Raw genomic sequence first — 17,355 nt, forward strand, 5'->3', positions numbered from 1 at the left:
CTTCCACGTCGACGTCCGCGACGGTCATCTCCCGAGGTCCCGGTTACGTGCAGCGTCCGGGTTCCACGGGCGGGCGTCCTGGTGGGCCGCCGGGCAGCCGTCCGGGTGGTCCGGGTGGTCCTGGCAGCCGTCCGGGTGGGCCTGGCAGCCGTCCTGGCGCGCCCATGCAGGGCCGCCCGGGTGGGCCGCCCATGAACCGTCCAGGAGCGCCCATGCAGGCGCGTCCGGGCCAGATGGGGCCGGTGCGTCCGTCCTCGCCGCCCACGGCCGGCACGGGAGCCCCGGTGCAGCCGACCGGCCCGACCATCATGGTCGGCGGCGTCCCGCACGCCCAGGTCGCGCCCACGCCGGGTGCCCAGGCGCGCCCCACGGCCACCCAGGCCGTGGTGATTTCGCGCCCGCTCATCCAGGTCCGCCGCGTCACGCCCACCACGACCCAGGCCAAGCAGTACCCCATGGCCCCGGGCCGCACGGCGCTGGGCACGGAGAAGCGCGAGTACAAGGTCGTCCCGGATCACCTGGGTCGCGGCCGCGAGCTGGTGGACGTCTCCAAGAACAAGGAGCGTGGCCAGCGCAAGCGCACGGGTCCTGAGACGACCAGCGTGTCCAAGCAGGAGCTGTCGGACATGGTCTGGGGCCGCATCCAGATCCCCGTCCGCGGCAAGAAGCGCAAGCCCACGAAGAAGGGCGCCAAGACGCAGATCACCCAGATGGCCGAGGAGAAGAAGGTCATCAAGCTCCAGGAGGGCATCAGCGTCTCCGACCTGGGTCAGCGCATGGGTATCCGCACCGCGGAGCTCATCAAGAAGCTGATGGGCATGCAGAAGATGGCCACGGCGAACCAGATTCTGGACGCCGACACCGCCGAGCTCATCGCCACCGAATACCACTGGAAGGTCGAGCGCGTCGGCTTCGAGGTGGAGGACTACCTGCCGGAGGTCGCGGCCAAGGCCGAGGACGAGCGTCCCCGTCCGCCGGTGGTCACCATCATGGGCCACGTCGACCACGGCAAGACGAGCCTGCTGGACGCCATCCGCCAGGCCAGCGTGGCTTCGGGCGAGGCGGGCGGCATCACCCAGCACATCGGCGCGTACAGCGTGTCCACCGCGCGCGGAGACGTCACGTTCCTGGACACCCCGGGCCACGAGGCCTTCACGTCCATGCGCGCCCGTGGCGCCAACGTGACGGACATCGTGGTGCTGGTGGTGGCCGCGGACGACGGCGTGATGCCCCAGACCATCGAGGCCATCAAGCACGCCAAGCAGGCGGAAGTGCCCATCGTCGTCGCCATCAACAAGATGGACGTCCCGGGCGCCAACCCCGACCGCGTGAAGAAGGACCTCGCGAGCCAGGAGCTGGTGCCGGAAGAGTGGGGCGGCGACACCATCATGGTGCCCGTCTCCGCGAAGACGAAGATGAACCTGGATCTCCTCCTGGAGAACCTGGCGCTGCAGGCGGAAGTCCTCGAGCTGACGGCGAATCCCTCCCGTCCGTCCGTGGGCGCCGTCGTGGAAGCGAAGCTGGAGCGTGGCCGCGGTCCCGTGGCCACGGTGCTGGTGCAGGAGGGCACGCTCAAGCTGGGCGACGCCATCGTCACCGGCACGCACTACGGCCGCGTCCGCGCCATGAACAACAGCCGCGGCGAGGCGGTGAAGGAAGTGAAGCCGGGCTACTGCGCGGAGGTCGTCGGCCTGTCCGGCGTGCCCACCGCGGGTGACGCCATCAACGTCGTCTCCGACGAGAAGGCGGCCAAGCAGATCGCCGACCACCGCGGCATGAAGGAGCGGCAGACGGAGCTCGGCAAGGTCAGCCGCGAGTCCCTGGAGCAGCTCTTCGCCAAGACGAAGGCGGGCGGCGGTCCCAAGGAGCTGCGCGTCATCATCAAGGCGGACGTGCAGGGCTCGGCGGAGGCCGTGCGCCAGGCGGTGGACAAGCTCACCACGCACAAGGTGCGGGTGGTCATCATCGACGCGGGCGTGGGCGCCATCACGGAGACCGACGTCATGCGCGCCGCCGCTTCCAAGGGCGTCGTGCTGGGCTTCAACGTGAAGCCGGAGTCGGGCTCGGAGGCCGCGGCCAAGGCGCAGCAGGTGACGCTGCAGAGCTACTCCATCATCTACGAGCTCATCGACGGGGTTCGCTTGGAGATGGAGGGCCTCCTGGAGCCCATCCGCACCGAGCGCAAGCTGGGCCGTGCGGAGGTGCGCAACACCTTCAACGTGCCGAAGCTGGGAACCATCGCCGGCGCGGCCGTCCTGGACGGCGTGATGAAGCGCGGCTCGTTCGTGCGCCTCATGCGCGAGAACAAGCAGCTCTTCTCCGGGAAGATGGCGTCGCTGCGCCGCTTCAAGGACGACGTGAAGGAAGTCGCGCAGGGCTTCGAGTGCGGTATCGGCATCGAGAACTTCAACGACCTCAAGGCCGGCGACATCATCGAGGCCTACGAGATCGAGGAGACCCGGCAGAGCCTCTCGTAGTCCTGGAGAGGCGCACTCGACGGACCCCGGGGAAAGGCCCCACCTTTCCCGGGGGATGGACGATGCGACGGCGCCTGGGCGTGGATGACGCGCCCGGCGGCCGTTGGCCTGGGGGACCTCTATGTTCGTCGGAGTCGCACGCCTCACCCTCCAGATTCCGGAGAGCGCCTCGCTGAAGTCCAAGCGGCAGGTGCTCCGCCGGGTGACGGACCGGGTGAAGGCCCGCTTCAACGTGGCCGTCGCGGAGGTGGACGACCAGGACCTCTGGCAGAAGGCGTCGGTGGCCCTGGCCGTGGTGGGCAACGCGCGCGGGCACGTGGATGAGCAGCTGGAGAAGATCATCCACTTCATCGAAGAGATGTACGTCGCGCCGCTGATGGCCCGGGAGACGGAGATCGTCGCCTTCGGGGACACGCTCTACTCGGACAAGGGGCCGGTGGCTGGCGCCTTCCGTGCTCCGGCGAAGGTGCCGGAGCTGGAGGACGAGGACGCCCACCTGTCTCCCGAGGACGCGAACTCGCACTCGGAGGCGGCGATTGCCCGCTTCCTGCGCAGCGACCGCTCGCTGGCGGAGGCGGAGGGGCTGGGTTCGTGGGAGCAGCGGCACGAGGGCGCGGGCCCCGGGCCCGGGACTTCACGACCCACGGGTGAGGGTGGAACGCTGAATCTGGACGACGCGCGGGCCAAGGCCCGGGCGCTGCGCAACCCGCGAGATTGGGAGAAGAAATGACGACGCATTCACGACCCGAGCGCGTGGGGCAGGAAATCCAGGCGGCCATCGGCGCCCTGCTGACGCGCGGGGAATTGCGCGACCCGCGCATCGGCTTCATCACCATCACCGGCGTGAAGGTGTCGCCGGACCTGCGGGTGGCGAAGGTCTTCTATTCGATGCTGGGCACGGACCAGGAGAAGGCGGACACGCAGAAAGGCCTGGAAGCGGCCAAGGGCTTCGTGCGCCGCGAGGTGACGTCCGCGGTCAACCTGCGCGTGTCGCCGGAAATCTTCTTCGCCTTCGACGCGTCCGTGGGCGAGGGCGATAAGATCGACCGGCTCCTGCGCGAGGTGCGCGGCAAGGAAGGCTGGTAGGCCCCGCTTCATGGACGGCGTTCTCGTCATCGACAAGCCCCTGGGCCCCACGTCCTTCGACGTGGTCCGGCAGGTGCGCGGCCTGCTGAAGGTGAAGAAGGCGGGCCACACGGGCACGCTGGACCCCATGGCCACCGGTGTGCTGCCGGTGTGCCTGGGAGAGGCCACCAAGGTCGCCGGCATCATCACGGAGGGCGACAAGGCCTACGACGCCGTGGTGCGGCTGGGCGTGGAGACGGACACCCAGGACGCCCAGGGCAAGCCCACGGCGGAGGCCCCGGTGCCCCCGCTGACGGCCCCGCTGCTGGAGGCGGCGCTCGCCCGGTTCCGGGGCACGTTCGACCAGGTGCCGCCCATGTACTCGGCGGTGAAGGTGGCCGGGAAGCGGCTCTACGAACTGGCGCGCGCCGGGGAAGAGGTGGAGCGGGCCAGCCGCAGCGTCACCGTGCATGAGCTGGTGCTGCGCGACTTCTCCGCGGACCGGCTGACCCTGTCGGTGCGGTGCACCAAGGGGTTTTATGTGCGCACGCTGGCGTACGACCTGGGCCGCGCGCTGGGCTGCGGGGCGCACCTGGAGGCGCTCCGGCGCACCATGAGCGGCCCCTTCACGCTGGCGCGCGCGCTGCCCCTGGGGGACCTGGCGTCCCTGTCTCGCGAAGCGGTGGCCGGTCGGCTGGTGTCGCTGGCGGACGCGCTGACGGACCTGCCGGCGGTCCGGGTGACCGCGGACGAGGCCCGGCGGGTGTTGCACGGCGTCCCCGTGGAGGTCGCCCCCGTGCCCGGCCGGGTGCGGGTGCTGGGCCCGGATGACGCGCTGCTCGCCATGGCGGAAGTGGTGGGCGGACGGCTGCGTTACCAGCGGGTTTTCAACTGAGTGGCCACCCGCACCCATGACATCACCGTGAGCGTGGCCCCGGGCCTTCGCGGCGCCTTCGACGGGCGGCGCGAGCTGTCCCTGGGCGTACCCGCGACGGCGGGCATCGGCGACGTGGTGGAGGCGCTCCTGCGCTTGTATCCCCGTACCCGTCAGTTGTTGGCGGGTGATGGTGGCGAGGCGGGGGGCGCCTATCTGCACGTGGCCCTGGACGAGGCCTCGGCCCGGGAGCTCTCCCCGGGCGGAGGCGGAATTCCGGGCGGTTGCCGGTTGTACGTCTTCGCACTGTCCCGGCCCCCCAAGGGCGGACGGACAGTCGGCGAAGGTTGACCCCCCAGGGGGTGAAGCTTATAAGCGGCCCGCTCGTTAGAAGGACCATGAGGCCGGGTCTGTACCCCTCCGCGGACCCAGGCGGCACGAGCGGTCACCCCGGAGCGGGATTCAGGAAGAAGCCCATGTCGTTGCATCAGGAACGCAAGAGCGAGCTGGTCACGAAGTACCGCACCCACGAGTCCGACACCGGCTCGCCCGAGGTGCAGGTGGCGCTGCTGTCCGAGCGCATCAACATGCTCACCGAGCACTTCAAGACCCACAAGAAGGACCACCACTCCCGCCGCGGTCTGCTGAAGCTGGTCGGTCAGCGCCGCCGCATGCTGGACTACCTCAAGTCCAAGGACGTGGCGCGCTACAAGAAGCTCATCGAGGGTCTCGGCATCCGCAAGTAGTCCTCGAGCAGCACCCGGGGCGCTGGCACACCACCAGCGCCCCATGCATTTGGGCAGCACGTTTCACGGCGAAGGAGTGGGCGAGGGAGAGGTGGAGGCGGGCTCTTTTGGTTTCCGTTCAGACCGGCCGACCCGGAAGTCACGGGTGGGCGGGTGTGATCAGGGATCAAGAGGTCTGGTCCATCCCTCCGGCGCTCCGCAACGGAGCCCGTTTCCGCAGTACAGGCAGCGTTCGTCTGGCATGTGCCTGCTTCAGGCCCTGGCGACCGCTCAATCCCAGAGGGCCCCTTCCGGGCGGCTCCTGCCCCACGCACGTGGGCGGGCCGCGGCTGGCAAGGGTCCTCGCACGCGAAGCAGGCACAGAGGCCACACGACATGTTGAAGAAGAGCGTCAAGATTGGTGAGAACGAGCTGAGCATCGAGACGGGCCGCCTGGCCAAGCAGGCCGACGGTTCCGTGGTGGTCCGCTACGGCGACACCATGCTGCTCGTCACCGCGGTGAGCGCGCGGGAGAAGAAGGACATCGACTTCCTGCCCCTCACGGTGGAGTACCAGGAGAAGCTGTACTCGGCGGGCCGCATCCCGGGCAGCTACTTCAAGCGCGAGGGCCGCCTCACGGAGAAGGAGACGCTGGCCTCCCGCGTGGTGGACCGCTCCCTCCGTCCGCTGTTCCCGGAAGGCTACGCCTACGAGACGCAGGTCATCTCGTCCGTCATCTCCGCGGACCCGGAGAACGAGGGTGACATCCACGGCATCACCGGCGCCTCCGCGGCGCTGTGGGTGTCGGACATCCCGTTCAACGGCCCCATCGCGGGCATCCGCGTGGGCCGCGTGGGTGGTCAGTTCGTGGCCAACCCCACCGCCAAGCAGCGCGAGCAGAGCGACCTGGACCTCGTCATGGCGGTGAGCCGCGAGGCCATCGTGATGGTGGAGGGTGGCGCGGAAGAGGTCAGCGAGGCGGACATGGTGGCGGCGCTGGAGTTCGGCCGTCAGAACGCCCAGCCCGCCCTGGACATCCAGGACCAGCTGCGCACGGAGCTGAAGAAGCAGGTCCGCTCCTACGACAAGCCCGCCACCATCGACGAGGGCCTGCGCAACCAGGTCCGCGAGCTGGCGCTGGAGGGCGTGAAGGCAGGCTACGCCATCAAGGAGAAAGGCGCGCGCTACGAGGCGCTCTCCAAGACGAAGAAGGCGGCGGTCGCGGCGCTCAAGGAGAAGCTGGGCGCGGAGTTCACCCCGCAGGTGGAGAAGCACGCCAAGCAGGTCATCGAGGACCTGAAGTACGACCACATGCGTGAGCTCACCGTGAACGGTGGCCGCATCGGTGACCGTCCGCACGACGTGGTGCGCTCCATCACCAACGAGGTGGGCGTGCTGCCCCGCACGCACGGCAGCGCGGTGTTCACCCGCGGCGAGACGCAGGCGCTCGTGGTCGCCACGCTGGGCACCAGCGAGGACGAGCAGCGGCTGGAGCTGCTCAGCGGCCAGGCCTTCAAGCGCTTCATGCTGCACTACAACTTCCCGCCGTTCAGCGTGAACGAGACCAAGCCCCTGCGCGGCCCCGGCCGTCGCGAGGTCGGTCACGGCGCCCTGGCGGAGCGCGCGCTTCGCAACATGATTCCGGCCAGCGACTCGTTCCCGTACACCGTGCGTCTGGTGTCGGAGATCCTCGAGTCCAACGGCTCTTCGTCCATGGCCTCCGTGTGCGGTGGCACGCTGGCGCTGATGGACGCGGGCGTCCCCATCAAGTCGCCGGTGGCGGGCATCGCCATGGGCCTGGTGAAGGAGGGCGAGAAGATCGCCATCCTGTCCGACATCCTGGGTGACGAGGACCACCTGGGCGACATGGACTTCAAGGTCTGCGGCACGTCCAATGGCATCACGTCCATCCAGATGGACATCAAGATCACCGGCCTCACCACGGAGATCATGAGCCGCGCGCTGGAGCAGGCGCGTCAGGGCCGCGTGCACATCCTGGCGGAGATGGCGAAGACGCTGAGCGCGCCTCGCAAGGAGATCAGCCAGTTCGCGCCGCGCATCACCACCATCCAGATCCGTCCGGAGTTCATCAAGAACGTCATCGGGCCGGGCGGCAAGGTGATCAAGGACATCATCGCGCGCACGGGCGCGGCCATCAACATCGAGGACACCGGCCGCGTGGACATCGCCAGCGCGAACGGCGAGGCGGTGAAGGCGGCCATCGCGATGATCCAGGCGCTCACCCGCGAGGCGGAGATCGGGAAGATCTACACGGGCACCGTCCGGAAGATCGCCGAGTTCGGCGCCTTCGTGGAGCTGTTCCCGGGCACCGACGGCCTCATCCACATCTCCGAGCTGTCCGACAAGCGCGTGAAGAGCGTGTCGGACGTGCTGACCGAGGGCGACGAGGTGCTGGTGAAGGTCGTCAGCATCGACAAGACGGGCAAGATCCGCCTGTCTCGCAAGGAGGCCATGGCCGAGCGCACCGCCGCGCAGGGCACGCCCCCGGCCGCCGCCGCCCCGGCCGCCCCGACGCCGGACGCGAAGGCCTGAATCCGGCCCCCGTGTAGCGGCCCTCCGTGAGGAAGGCCGCGACCGGAAACGCCCCGTCTCCTCCCGCCTCCGGGCGCGAAGGGGCGGGGCGTTGTCATTGCGGGCCTGGGGGCTCTCCACCCGGCGGCGGCGCATGGCTCGAACCTGTCCGACTGGAGGTCTGCGCGGAATAGGGGTGCAGGCTGACTGGCTACTGAGCCTCAAGGGAGGCAGGCGCCTCCAGCACGAAGTAGACGCAAAAAAGCCGGCTGCGTGTCAGCAGCCGGCGGATGTTGTGGGCCAGGAGTTTGAGGAGGACTTCGGCCCGGACGGTGCTGGGGTGGCGGGAGCTGAGACGACGGAAACGCATGTCGTGCTCCACCGAGGCGAACACCGGCTCCACGGTGGCGATGCGCTGGTGGTAGCGGGCCGCGGCCCCCCGTTGGGACATGCGCAGGAGCATGGCCTGGCGAAAGCGTTCGTACTCCCAGCGCACGGTGAGTTTGCGGCGCGGCCTCTGCGTACACCGCGGACGCAAGGGGCAGTCCGCGCATCCGACGCCGAAGTAGGCTTCGCACGCGCCAGAGGTATCGCGCACGGGCCCCCGCATGGTGCGCCCTGCCGGGCACACCACGGCTCGCGTCGAGGGCTGAAACTCGAAGGCCTCGCGCGGGAGCATTCCGGGTTTGTTGGCCAGCGGGCCCGTCGGGGAGGACTCCTTGAGAAGCACATCCACCCAAGCGCGGTTGAGTGCGGCGAAGCGCAGGTCCTCCTCGCTCCAGTAGCCCGCGTCGCCAGCCACCTGAAGCTGCGCGGACGCGGGCAGCCCGGCCTGATGCAGCACCCGCCGCGCCTCCTGGAGGGCCTGGGCCAGGTGGCCCTTGTCATTGCCCGAAGCCGACAGCAGCACTCCCACCACCAGCCGCTGCCGCGCCCCACTGGAGACCCCCGTCACCCGGTGGCCCGGGTGCACCCCATTGCCGGGAAACTGCATCAGCCCCGCGCTGGGGTTGCTGAGCACCACGGTGGCCGCTGCCCGCTCTTGGCACAGCAAGACGGCCTGCTGGTGGCGCTGCACCTGGTCCTCATGGTGCTTTTGCGCTGACGCCGTCAGCAAGCGGACCTCCACCTGGGCCAATGCCTCGAGGCGCTTGAGCGAGTGCCGCTGCACGCGCACCTGACGGCCGCTGGCGTGCGCCCGCAGACGCACACTATCGACGGCCAGGCACTGCTCCTCGATGAGGCCTTCCTGGTAGGCCCACCGGACGGTTTCTTCCATCGCTGCCAGGAAGAGGGGGCCCTGGCTGGCGCGGAAGCGGTTGAGCACGGAGCGGCTGACGCAGTGGCCCGCGCTCAACAGCCGCAGCGCCAGGTCCGTCTGCAGCGCATGCGCCAGTTGCGTGCCCTGGTGCACGCCGACGAGGCTGGCGTACACCCAGAGCGCCAGCAACTCGCGCGGCGCATACCCCTTCTGTCCCAACGCCGAGTACCCCGCCTCCACCCGCCCCAGCTCGAAGCGCTTCACCACCTCTCGCACCTTCCGGGCCAGGTGCTCCCGCGGCACCAGTCGCTCAGCGGCGGCAAGCACCTCGCGCTCCGCTCCCTTGAAGCGCGGAGTCGGGTCCTTTGCGACGCGGCGCCTGCCCCCCTGCTCGGCAGAGGCGCAGGAGGCTCCTTCTTCTGAAGTCATCTCTCTTCTACGGGACCCAGCGGATTGCTTATTCCGCGCAACCCTCCTGTCGGACAGGTTTGGCGCGCCCAAGGCGGGAGCCGGCGGTGTTTTCGTCCTGGCAGGGTGGAGGCTTAAAACCCCGGGAGGGCCTCCCGCGTTGATGGGGGACCGCCCTGGAGGCGCTGCATGCCGGTCCACCCATCCAGCTCCTCGGAGCCTTCGAGCAGCTTCCTCACGGACGTGTCCCGGTTCCTGGGAGCGTTCCGCTGGGCGTTCATGCCGCTGGGCCTGCTCGCGCTGGTGGCGGTGGGCGTGCACGCTGCGGCGGACACGCTGGATGACCGGTTGCTCACGGCTGTGGACCGGTTGGACTCCGCGTTCGATGCGTGGGTGGGCCAGTTCCCCGCGCTCGCTTCCATGGTGGATTGGGTGTCGCTGGAGACGCGCACCCGGCTGGCTCGGGGCCTGGCTTTGGCCTGGGAGCTGGCGGCGGACCTGCTCCTGGCGCTACCGGCGCTCGGCTATCGCGAGACCGAGGCGGCCCGGCCCGTGGAGCCCTGGCGTCCGGTGACGGCGTCCGCTTCGGAGGCCTCGTCGTGGAAGGCGCTGCTGCGGCGCTGTCTGCGGCGGCCCACTCCGATGCGGTGGGTGCGGCCGCTGGCCACCGCGGGCGTGGTGCTCGCGGGCGCATGCACGGTGGCCCGGCTCGTCCAGGGCACGGTGTACCTGTCGTGGCGGCCGCTGTTCGGCGACGTCGCCGCGGACTGGGCGGCCCGGGGGCTGGCGGTGGCGGCGCTGCTCGGGGTGAGCGTGTCGCTGGGCTGGCGTGCGGTGCTGCGCAACCTCCAGCACGCGGACGCGGCGTGTGAGGCGGTGGGCTCGCGGCGGGCGTGGACTCGCGGGCTCTTGGGCTGCCTCATGGTGGCGCCCCTGGGATTGGCGGCGGCTTGGGACGCGGCACCGGTGCTGTCCTTCCTTCGCTGAGGCCCTGACGCATGTTCGCTCGACGCGCCCGGGGACTCTTGGACTTCACCTTCGCGCTGCTCTGCGTCTGGTGCGCGTACCACCACACGCCCGCGGGCGCGCTCTTGCGTCGCGCTGGCGCCTGGGCCTTCAACACGCGCACCACGGCCCGGCCGCTGCTCGCGTACTACGACGGCGTGAGCGGGACGGCCGTGCCCGTGCCGGACGCGCTGCCCGCCGCGCTGCTCACCCGCGTGCCCACGAGCGCGGAGGCGCTGGCGTGGGGGACGCACGCGGCGCTGAAGGCCCTGGAGCCGAAGGCCCGCGAGCCCTCGCTCGCGCTGGCTCGTGAGCTGGGCATCGCTCCGGAGACGCTGGTGGATCCAGCGAAGGGACCGGCGGCGACGCGGCGGATGCTGGACGCGCTCGCCACGGACTTCCCGTCGGAGGAGGCGCGGGTGACGGCGGTGTTCGCCGGGCGGGTGCCCGCGCGCTTCGCGCTGGAGCGGGTGGACGCGGAGGGTGGGGCGCTCAGCCTGGAGCGGCTGGCGAAGCAGCTGCCCCCCGGTTTCGAGGGCTCCTCCGTGGGCGCCGCTCAGGCGCTGGCGCTGTCCACGGCGCTGATGCTCGGGTGGCCGGTGTCGGAGAGCGCCCCGGTGACGAGCCCCTTCGGCTACCGCGTCCACCCCACGCTGCGCACGCGCCGGATGCACACGGGAGTGGACCTGGCGGTGCGCTCGGGCACGACTGTGACGGCGGTGGCCGCGGGCGTGGTGCGCCGCGCGAGCGAGGACTCCGTCAACGGCCGCGTGCTGGTGCTGGACCACGGGCGGGGTGTGACGACGGCGTACTGTCACAACTCGGAGCTGCTGGTGAAGGCGGGCACGCGGGTGGAGAAGGGGCAGGCCATCGCGCTGTCGGGCAGCACCGGCCGGTCCACCGGGCCACACCTGCACTACCAGCTGGAGCTGGCCGCTCGGCCGGTGGACCCGTTCGGGTTCCGCACCGCGCTGCGCATGGCGGACGGCGCGACCGAGCTGTGACAGGCCGGCCACACGACCCGTGACGTCGCCGCCAGGAAGTAGAGGGGGGGCGGGGTGCGTGTTACGGCGGAGGGCATGGACCCCTCGCTGACCGTCCCCGTGCGCCGGGTGCGCTCGCATCCGGACCCGCTGCCCCTGCCGCGCCATGAGACGGAGCTGGCCGCCGGGCTGGACCTTCGGGCGGACATCGAAGGAGAGCGGGTACTCCAGCCCCTGGAGCGGATGGCCGTCCCCACCGGGTTGGCCTTCGCGCTGCCTCCGGGCTTCGAGGGCCAGGTGCGACCCCGCTCGGGGCTGGCGCTCCGGCACGGGGTGACGTGCCTCAACTCCCCCGGGACGGTGGACGCGGACTACCGGGGGGAAGTGCAGGTGCTGCTCGTGAACCTGTCCAACACCCCCTTCACCCTGCGTCGGGGCGACCGGGTGGCCCAGCTGGTGGTGGCCCCCGTGACGGCCACGGTCCTGCGGGAGGTGGAGGTGCTGGAGGTGACTTCCCGGGGGGACGGAGGTTTCGGGTCCACCGGCCGCTAGGGCCCGGCGCGCAACGTCGTTCCTCAACGGCCTCGGAGCGGGCAGAATGGAGCCCCCCGGTCGTCCACCGGGGGGGTCGCCCCCCCGCGGCCCCGTTCCGGAGTTTCACTGCTTTGCTCTGCTACCGCTGCGGCAGCCATGTCCCTGATACGAGTGAAACCTGCGCCACGTGTGGCCAGAAGTTCGACGCGGCCGCGCGTCAGGCAGCGGGGGCGGCGCGCAAGCGAGGCACGGAAGGCGCGCCGTACAAGCCGGGCGACGTCGTCGCTGACCGTTACGCCATCCAGGAAGTCGTAGGGGCGGGGCCTCTGGGCTTCGTCTTCCGCGCGCAGGACCAGGCCATTGACGTGGAGGTGGCGCTGAAGGTCATCCAGCCCCGGCTGGTGCAGCAGCCGGAGGAGCGCACGCAGTTCGCGCTGTCCATGCGGGTGGGCAAGAAGCTCAACCACCCCAACCTGGTGCGCGTGTACGAGGAGGGCGTGGACGGGGACCGGCCCTTCTTCACCATGCAGCTGCTGGAAGGGCTCTCGCTGCGCCGGATGATGGAGCAGCGCGCGGCGAAGGGGCAGCTGTTCACGCTGAAGGAAGTGGAGCCGCTGCTGGCGCAGATGGCGGCGGCGCTGGACGGGGCGCACCGCTTCGGGCCGCACTCGGACGTGAAGCCGGAGAACGTCTTCGTCCTGCCGGACCTGTTGAAGGTGTCGGACTACGGGCTGGGGCTCGCGGTGCCGCACCTGCCCTTCGTGCAGGCGCAGAAGGGGCACCGGGCGGCGGCGTACATCGCTCCCGAGTACGTGAATGGCGCGGAGCTGGACACGCGCATGGACGTGTACTCGCTGGGCGTGTTGATGGGGGAGATGGTGACGGGCCTCCTGCCGGAGGACGGCGGAGTTCCCGAGGTGTCGGTGCGGCATCCGGACCTGCCGCCCGCGTTCGAGTCCCTCTACCGGCGCGCGCTCAACGTGAACCCGCTGGCCCGTCCGAAGTCGGGCGGTGATCTGCACGCGGAGTTCGCGGCGCTGGTGCATCGGCACCCGGCCGCGGCGTCGAGGCAGCGCGCGATGCCCGCGTCGGGCGCACTGCCGCCGTCCGCGGTGGCCGCGCGCGCGGCGAACAAGCCGCTGCCGCCGGTGCCCACGGGCATGATGCCGGTGGCGAGCGCGCCCACGCCGGCCGCGCCCATCCCGGCGGTGGACGACTCGCCTCCGCCGGATGCGACGCAGCCGCTGGACGCGGCGACGCTGGCGGCCATCCTGGGCTCGAACGCGCAGGCGCTGGACTACATCACGGGGCCGGAAGCGCGCTCCGTGTCCGACGCGGCGACGCAGCAGGAGATGCGCGCGGTGGCGCCGGCGGGCCGCAAGGGTGCGGAGGCGGCGGCGCAGGACCCTCGGCTCCTGGGGCAGGCCCCCGACGGGGCGACGCAGCAGGAGGTCCGTGCGGCTTCGCGCCCGGGGGATGAACCGCGCGCGGCTCCGGCCAAGGCCGCCGAGCCGGTGATGCGCATCTTCGCGAAGGCGGAGGAGCCGTCGTTCCCGGCGGATCCTCGCGGCGCCCGCTCCGCGGAGGGCGCGTCCGAGGCGCGGTCCGCTGCCCGTGGAGGCGGTGAGTCCTCTTCCAGCGACGGGCGCTCCAATGGTCGGGGTGAAGCCGCCGTGGGCGAGGGGCGCTCCGGTCGCGGTGAAGCCTCTTCGGGCGACCTTCGCTCCAACGGTCGGGGTGAAGCGTCCAGCGACGGGCGCTCCGGTCGCGGTGAAGCCTCGTCCGGCGATGGACGCTCGGGGCGCGGCGAATCGTCCAGTGACGGGCGCTCCGGTCGCGGCGAGTCCTCCTCGGGCAACCTCGGGTCCAACGGTCGCGGTGAAGCTGCATCGGGTGAGGGCCGCTCCAACGGCCGTGGCGAGGCCGCCGCTGGCGACGCGCGCTCCAATGGTCGCGGTGAAGCCGCCCTGAGTGACGAGCGCTCCGGTCGCGGTGAGTCCTCGTCGGGCGGCGGACGCTCCGGTCGCGGCGGTGAGGCGTCCTCCGACAGCCGGTCCAGCAATCGCAACGCGGATGCATCCGCCACGGAGTCACGGTCCGGCCGTAACTCCGACGACGACGAACCCTCGGAGTCCCGTTCCTCCAGCCGCGGTGGCCGCAACCCTCGGGCCTCGGGCGCGGTGTCGTCGGTGAACTCGCGCGGCTCGGACCCCTCGGGTCCCCGCGCCCCGCGAGCCTCGGCGGCCCAGGGCGCGGTCCGCGCTTCTGGCGTTCACGGCGAGAACTCCACGGGCGGCCGCTCGCGCAAGGGCGAACCCCCGCCGGAAGTGTCGGGTGTCCGCTCCTCGGCGCGCCGGCTGCCGCCTTCCACCTCTGGCCTGCACACGCTTCCCACGACGCGGGCCACGCAGGCGAAGCCGGTCCGCTCCGGCCCCAGTTCGATGGTGTGGATGATCATCCTCGCGGTGGCCGGCATCGCGCTGGGCGCGGGCGGTGGCTACCTCTACCTGCGCCTGCGCCAGGCCCAGGCCGCGAAGAACAGCCCCACGCCCGCCACGCCCGGGACCGCCGCCGCGGGGGACGGCATCCTGGCCACGGGCTCCTGTCCGGCTGGCATGCGCCTGGTGAGCGGCGGCAGCTTCAAGATGGGCTCGTCCCCGGAGGACCTGCAGGCGTCCGGCTCCTCCGACGAAATGCCCATGGCCAGCGTCACGGTGAACTCGTTCTGCGTCGACGAATACGAGTTTCCCAACCAGGCCGGCCGCAAGCCCCGCGTCTCCGCGACGTGGCTCGACGCGAAGGCCGCCTGCGAAGGACTCGGCAAGCGGCTGTGCTCGGAGGAGGAGTGGGAGAAGGCCTGCAAGGGCCCTGGCAACGCGCGCTTCTCCACCGGCGAAGAGCAGGTCCAGACGGCCTGCAACACCGGCACGACGGATGCGACCGCGACGCACACCCTGGCGCAGTCCGGAGCCCAACATGCCTGCCACTCCGGCTACGGCGTGGCGGACCTCTCCGGCAACGTCGCCGAGTGGACCGCCTCCAAGTCCCCCAACTCCAACCCCAACTCCGAGGAGCTGCTCATCAAGGGCGGCGCCTTCGACACGGCCGGCGACACTGCCCGCTGCTCCGCGCGCCGCCGGAGTGCTCCGACGTTGAAGGCCGCGAACGTGGGCTTCCGCTGCTGCCAAGACGCGCCGTGATGACGACGCTCCGGAGGCTCGCGCTCCTCACGCTCCTCCTGCCCGTCGTCGCCCTCGCGCAGGCGTCATCGCGCAGTCCTGTCCGGCCTCGCGTGGTGGCCGTGAAGTCCTCGAGCCTGGCGCCGTACGCCTCCTTCCTCGCCGGCTTCACGTCCGAGGTCCGCGCGGACGTCACCGAGCTGACCCTGGAGGAAAGCCCCACGGAGGCCGCGCGCGTCTTCAAGTCGCTGGCCGCGCAGAAGCCCGCGCTGGTGCTCGCCCTGGGGCCGCTGGCCGCCAACGCCGCGCGCCGCTCGCTGGGCGAGGACGTGCCCGTGCTCTTCGCCATGGTGCCGTACCACGAGAAGTACGGCCTGGAGGCTTCCAACGTCACCGGCATCGCGCTCACCAGTGACTTCGGGCCGGAGCTGGCCGCGCTCAAGGCCGTGGCTCCCGGCGCGAAGCGCGTGGGCATCCTGCATGACCCGCGCTCCTCGGCGGGCGCGGTGGCGCAGGCCCGCTCCGCTGGCGCTGGCCTGGGGCTCACCATCGTCCCGCTGGCCGTGGAGGCGCAGGAGCGCGTGGGCGAGGTGCTGGAGGGCGCGGCGGGGAAGGTCGACGGCCTCCTGATGGTTGCGGACAAGACCGTGGGCAACGCTTCCGTCGTCCAGGCGCTCATCGCCTTCAGTGCCTCTCGCAAGGTGCCGCTGGTGGCGCTCACGGCCAGCCAGGTGAAGGAGGGCGCGACGCTGGCCCTCTCGCCGGCCCCGCTGGCGCTCGGTCAGCAGGCGGGGAGGCTGGCGAATCGCATCATCCTCGAGAAGGTCGACCCCGGCGCGCTGGCGGTGGCGCGGCCCGAAGGCCTGGACCTCTCGTTCAACATCACCGCCGCGAAGAAGTCAGGTCCGTCCTGTGACGTCGCGCTGGAAGTGCTCCGGTTCGCGGCGCGCCGGGACTTTGCCGTGAAGGTCTACGAGTGATTCCACGCTACAGCCGTCCCGAAATGGCCTCCCTCTGGTCCGACGTCGCCCGCTACCGCCGCTGGCGCGACGTGGAGCTCGCCGCGCTGGAGGGCATGGTCGCGCAAGGCCTCGCCCCCAAGGACGCGCTGGCGGACTGCCTCGCCCGCGCCGGTGACTTCACCGAAGCGGACGCCGCGCGCATCGAGGAGATTGAGCGCACCACCAAGCACGACGTCATCGCCTTCCTCACCTTCGTGGAGGAGCGCGTGGGCCCCAGCGCCCGCTGGCTGCACCTGGGCATGACGTCCTCGGACGTGCTGGACACGTCGCTGGGCCTCACCCTGCGCGACTCCGTGGACCTGCTCCTGAAGGGCATGGACCGAGTGATGGCCGCGGTGGAGAAGCGCGCCTTCGAGCACAAGCACACGCTGCAGATGGGCCGCAGCCACGGCATCCACGCGGAGCCCATCACCTTCGGGCACAAGCTGGCCATCTGGTACGACGAGCTGCGCCGGGGCCGCACGCGCCTTCAGCACGCGCGCGACACCATCGCCGTGGGCAAGATTTCCGGAGCGGTGGGCACGTTCGCGCACCTGCCGCCGTCCGTGGAGGAGCACGTCTGCCAGAAGCTGGGCCTCACGCCCGCGCCCGCCTCCAGCCAGGTGGTGCAGCGCGACCGGCACGCGGAGTTCTTCACCGCCATCGCCCTCGTCGGCGCGAGCCTGGAGAAGTTCGCCGTGGAAATCCGCCATCTCCAGCGCACGGAGGTGCGCGAGGCGGAGGAGCCCTTCACGGCGGGACAGAAGGGGAGCAGCGCCATGCCGCACAAGCGCAACCCCATCCTGTCGGAGAACCTCACGGGCCTGGCGCGCCTGCTGCGCGGCTACGCGGTCAGCGCCATGGAGGACGTGGCGCTGTGGCACGAGCGGGACATCTCGCACTCGTCGGTGGAGCGCGTGATTGGTCCGGACGCCACCGTCCTGCTGGACTTCATGCTCCACCGCTTCGCGGGCCTGGTGGAGAACATGCGCGTCTACCCGGAGCAGATGAAGAAGAACCTGGACCTGCTGGGTGGCGTGGTGAACTCGCAGCGCCTGCTGCTGGAGCTCGCTCGCAAGGGCATGGACCGGCAGGCCGCGTACGTCGTCGTCCAGCGCAACGCGATGAGGATGTTCGAGGAGGGCGTGGACTTCCGGCAGGCCCTGCTGAACGACGCGGACCTGCTCAAGATGATGACGCCCGAGGAGGTCTCCGACTGCTTCTCCCCGGGCTACCACACGCGCCAGATGGACGCGGTGTTCCAGCGCGTCTTCGGCCGCGCGAACTGAAGCGCCGCGCGGCTTGGGGCGA

General features: G+C 70.9%; 14 protein-coding genes. 13 read left to right on the forward strand and 1 reads right to left on the reverse strand.

Going from position 1 to position 17,355, the window contains the following annotated elements; translation table 11 throughout:
* The 7 genes from infB to pnp form a co-directional block, all read left to right on the forward strand.
* Nucleotides 1-2,477, forward strand: a 2,477-nt coding sequence (gene infB / locus D7V77_RS08285; protein ID WP_120575727.1) for a translation initiation factor IF-2, incomplete at its 5' end; no start/stop codon positions are given.
* Nucleotides 2,478-2,598: 121 nt separating this feature from the next.
* Nucleotides 2,599-3,207 carry a DUF503 domain-containing protein gene (locus tag D7V77_RS08290; protein WP_120575728.1) on the forward strand — a complete coding sequence of 203 codons (609 nt, stop codon included), beginning with the start codon at nt 2,599-2,601 and terminating at the stop codon, nt 3,205-3,207.
* The gene (rbfA, locus tag D7V77_RS08295; RefSeq protein ID WP_120558419.1) at nt 3,204-3,563 is read left to right on the forward strand and encodes a 30S ribosome-binding factor RbfA; all 360 of its coding nucleotides are present in this window, start codon (nt 3,204-3,206) and stop codon (nt 3,561-3,563) included. The genes D7V77_RS08290 and rbfA overlap by 4 nt, the downstream gene beginning before the upstream one ends.
* Nucleotides 3,564-3,573: 10 nt before the next feature.
* On the forward strand, nt 3,574-4,437 hold the full coding sequence (gene truB, locus D7V77_RS08300) for a tRNA pseudouridine(55) synthase TruB (protein ID WP_120575729.1): 864 nt from the start codon (nt 3,574-3,576) through the stop codon (nt 4,435-4,437).
* On the forward strand, nt 4,438-4,767 hold the full coding sequence (locus tag D7V77_RS08305) for a hypothetical protein (RefSeq protein ID WP_120575730.1): 330 nt from the start codon (nt 4,438-4,440) through the stop codon (nt 4,765-4,767).
* 125 nt (nt 4,768-4,892) lie between these two features.
* Nucleotides 4,893-5,162, forward strand: a complete 270-nt coding sequence (gene rpsO / locus D7V77_RS08310; protein ID WP_120575731.1) for a 30S ribosomal protein S15 — start codon at nt 4,893-4,895, stop codon at nt 5,160-5,162.
* 375 nt (nt 5,163-5,537) lie between these two features.
* Complete coding sequence (gene pnp, locus D7V77_RS08315) at nt 5,538-7,694, forward strand: polyribonucleotide nucleotidyltransferase (RefSeq protein WP_120575732.1); 2,157 nt, start codon at nt 5,538-5,540, stop codon at nt 7,692-7,694.
* Between the two features lie 190 nt (nt 7,695-7,884).
* Here the strand turns inward: pnp and D7V77_RS08320 are convergent, their stop codons facing one another.
* Entirely contained in the window at nt 7,885-9,261 is a 1,377-nt protein-coding gene (locus D7V77_RS08320) for a transposase (protein WP_120575733.1), read from the reverse strand.
* Between the two features lie 270 nt (nt 9,262-9,531).
* Between D7V77_RS08320 and D7V77_RS08325 the strand changes: the two genes are divergently transcribed.
* The 6 genes from D7V77_RS08325 (at nt 9,532) to purB (ending at nt 17,333) form a co-directional block, all read left to right on the forward strand.
* Nucleotides 9,532-10,329 carry a hypothetical protein gene (locus D7V77_RS08325; RefSeq protein WP_120575734.1) on the forward strand — a complete coding sequence of 266 codons (798 nt, stop codon included), beginning with the start codon at nt 9,532-9,534 and terminating at the stop codon, nt 10,327-10,329.
* 11 nt (nt 10,330-10,340) lie between these two features.
* A complete protein-coding gene (locus D7V77_RS08330; RefSeq protein WP_120575735.1) occupies nt 10,341-11,351 on the forward strand; it encodes a M23 family metallopeptidase in 1,011 nt (336 codons plus the stop codon).
* Between the two features lie 75 nt (nt 11,352-11,426).
* Nucleotides 11,427-11,882 carry a dUTP diphosphatase gene (dut, locus tag D7V77_RS08335; RefSeq protein WP_120575736.1) on the forward strand — a complete coding sequence of 152 codons (456 nt, stop codon included), beginning with the start codon at nt 11,427-11,429 and terminating at the stop codon, nt 11,880-11,882.
* Nucleotides 11,883-11,995: 113 nt separating this feature from the next.
* Nucleotides 11,996-15,064 carry an SUMF1/EgtB/PvdO family nonheme iron enzyme gene (locus D7V77_RS08340; protein WP_120575737.1) on the forward strand — a complete coding sequence of 1,023 codons (3,069 nt, stop codon included), beginning with the start codon at nt 11,996-11,998 and terminating at the stop codon, nt 15,062-15,064.
* Nucleotides 15,064-16,023, forward strand: a complete 960-nt coding sequence (locus D7V77_RS08345) for an ABC transporter substrate-binding protein (RefSeq protein WP_120575738.1) — start codon at nt 15,064-15,066, stop codon at nt 16,021-16,023. Before D7V77_RS08340 ends, D7V77_RS08345 begins: the two co-directional genes overlap by 1 nt.
* Nucleotides 16,020-17,333 (forward strand): adenylosuccinate lyase, encoded by a 1,314-nt coding sequence (gene purB, locus D7V77_RS08350; RefSeq protein WP_120575739.1) that lies wholly within the window; start codon nt 16,020-16,022, stop codon nt 17,331-17,333. The genes D7V77_RS08345 and purB overlap by 4 nt, the downstream gene beginning before the upstream one ends.
* The last annotated feature ends 22 nt before the right edge of the window (nt 17,334-17,355 follow it).

Source organism: Corallococcus sp. CA041A (assembly GCF_003612075.1).
GTDB lineage: Bacteria > Myxococcota > Myxococcia > Myxococcales > Myxococcaceae > Corallococcus > Corallococcus exiguus.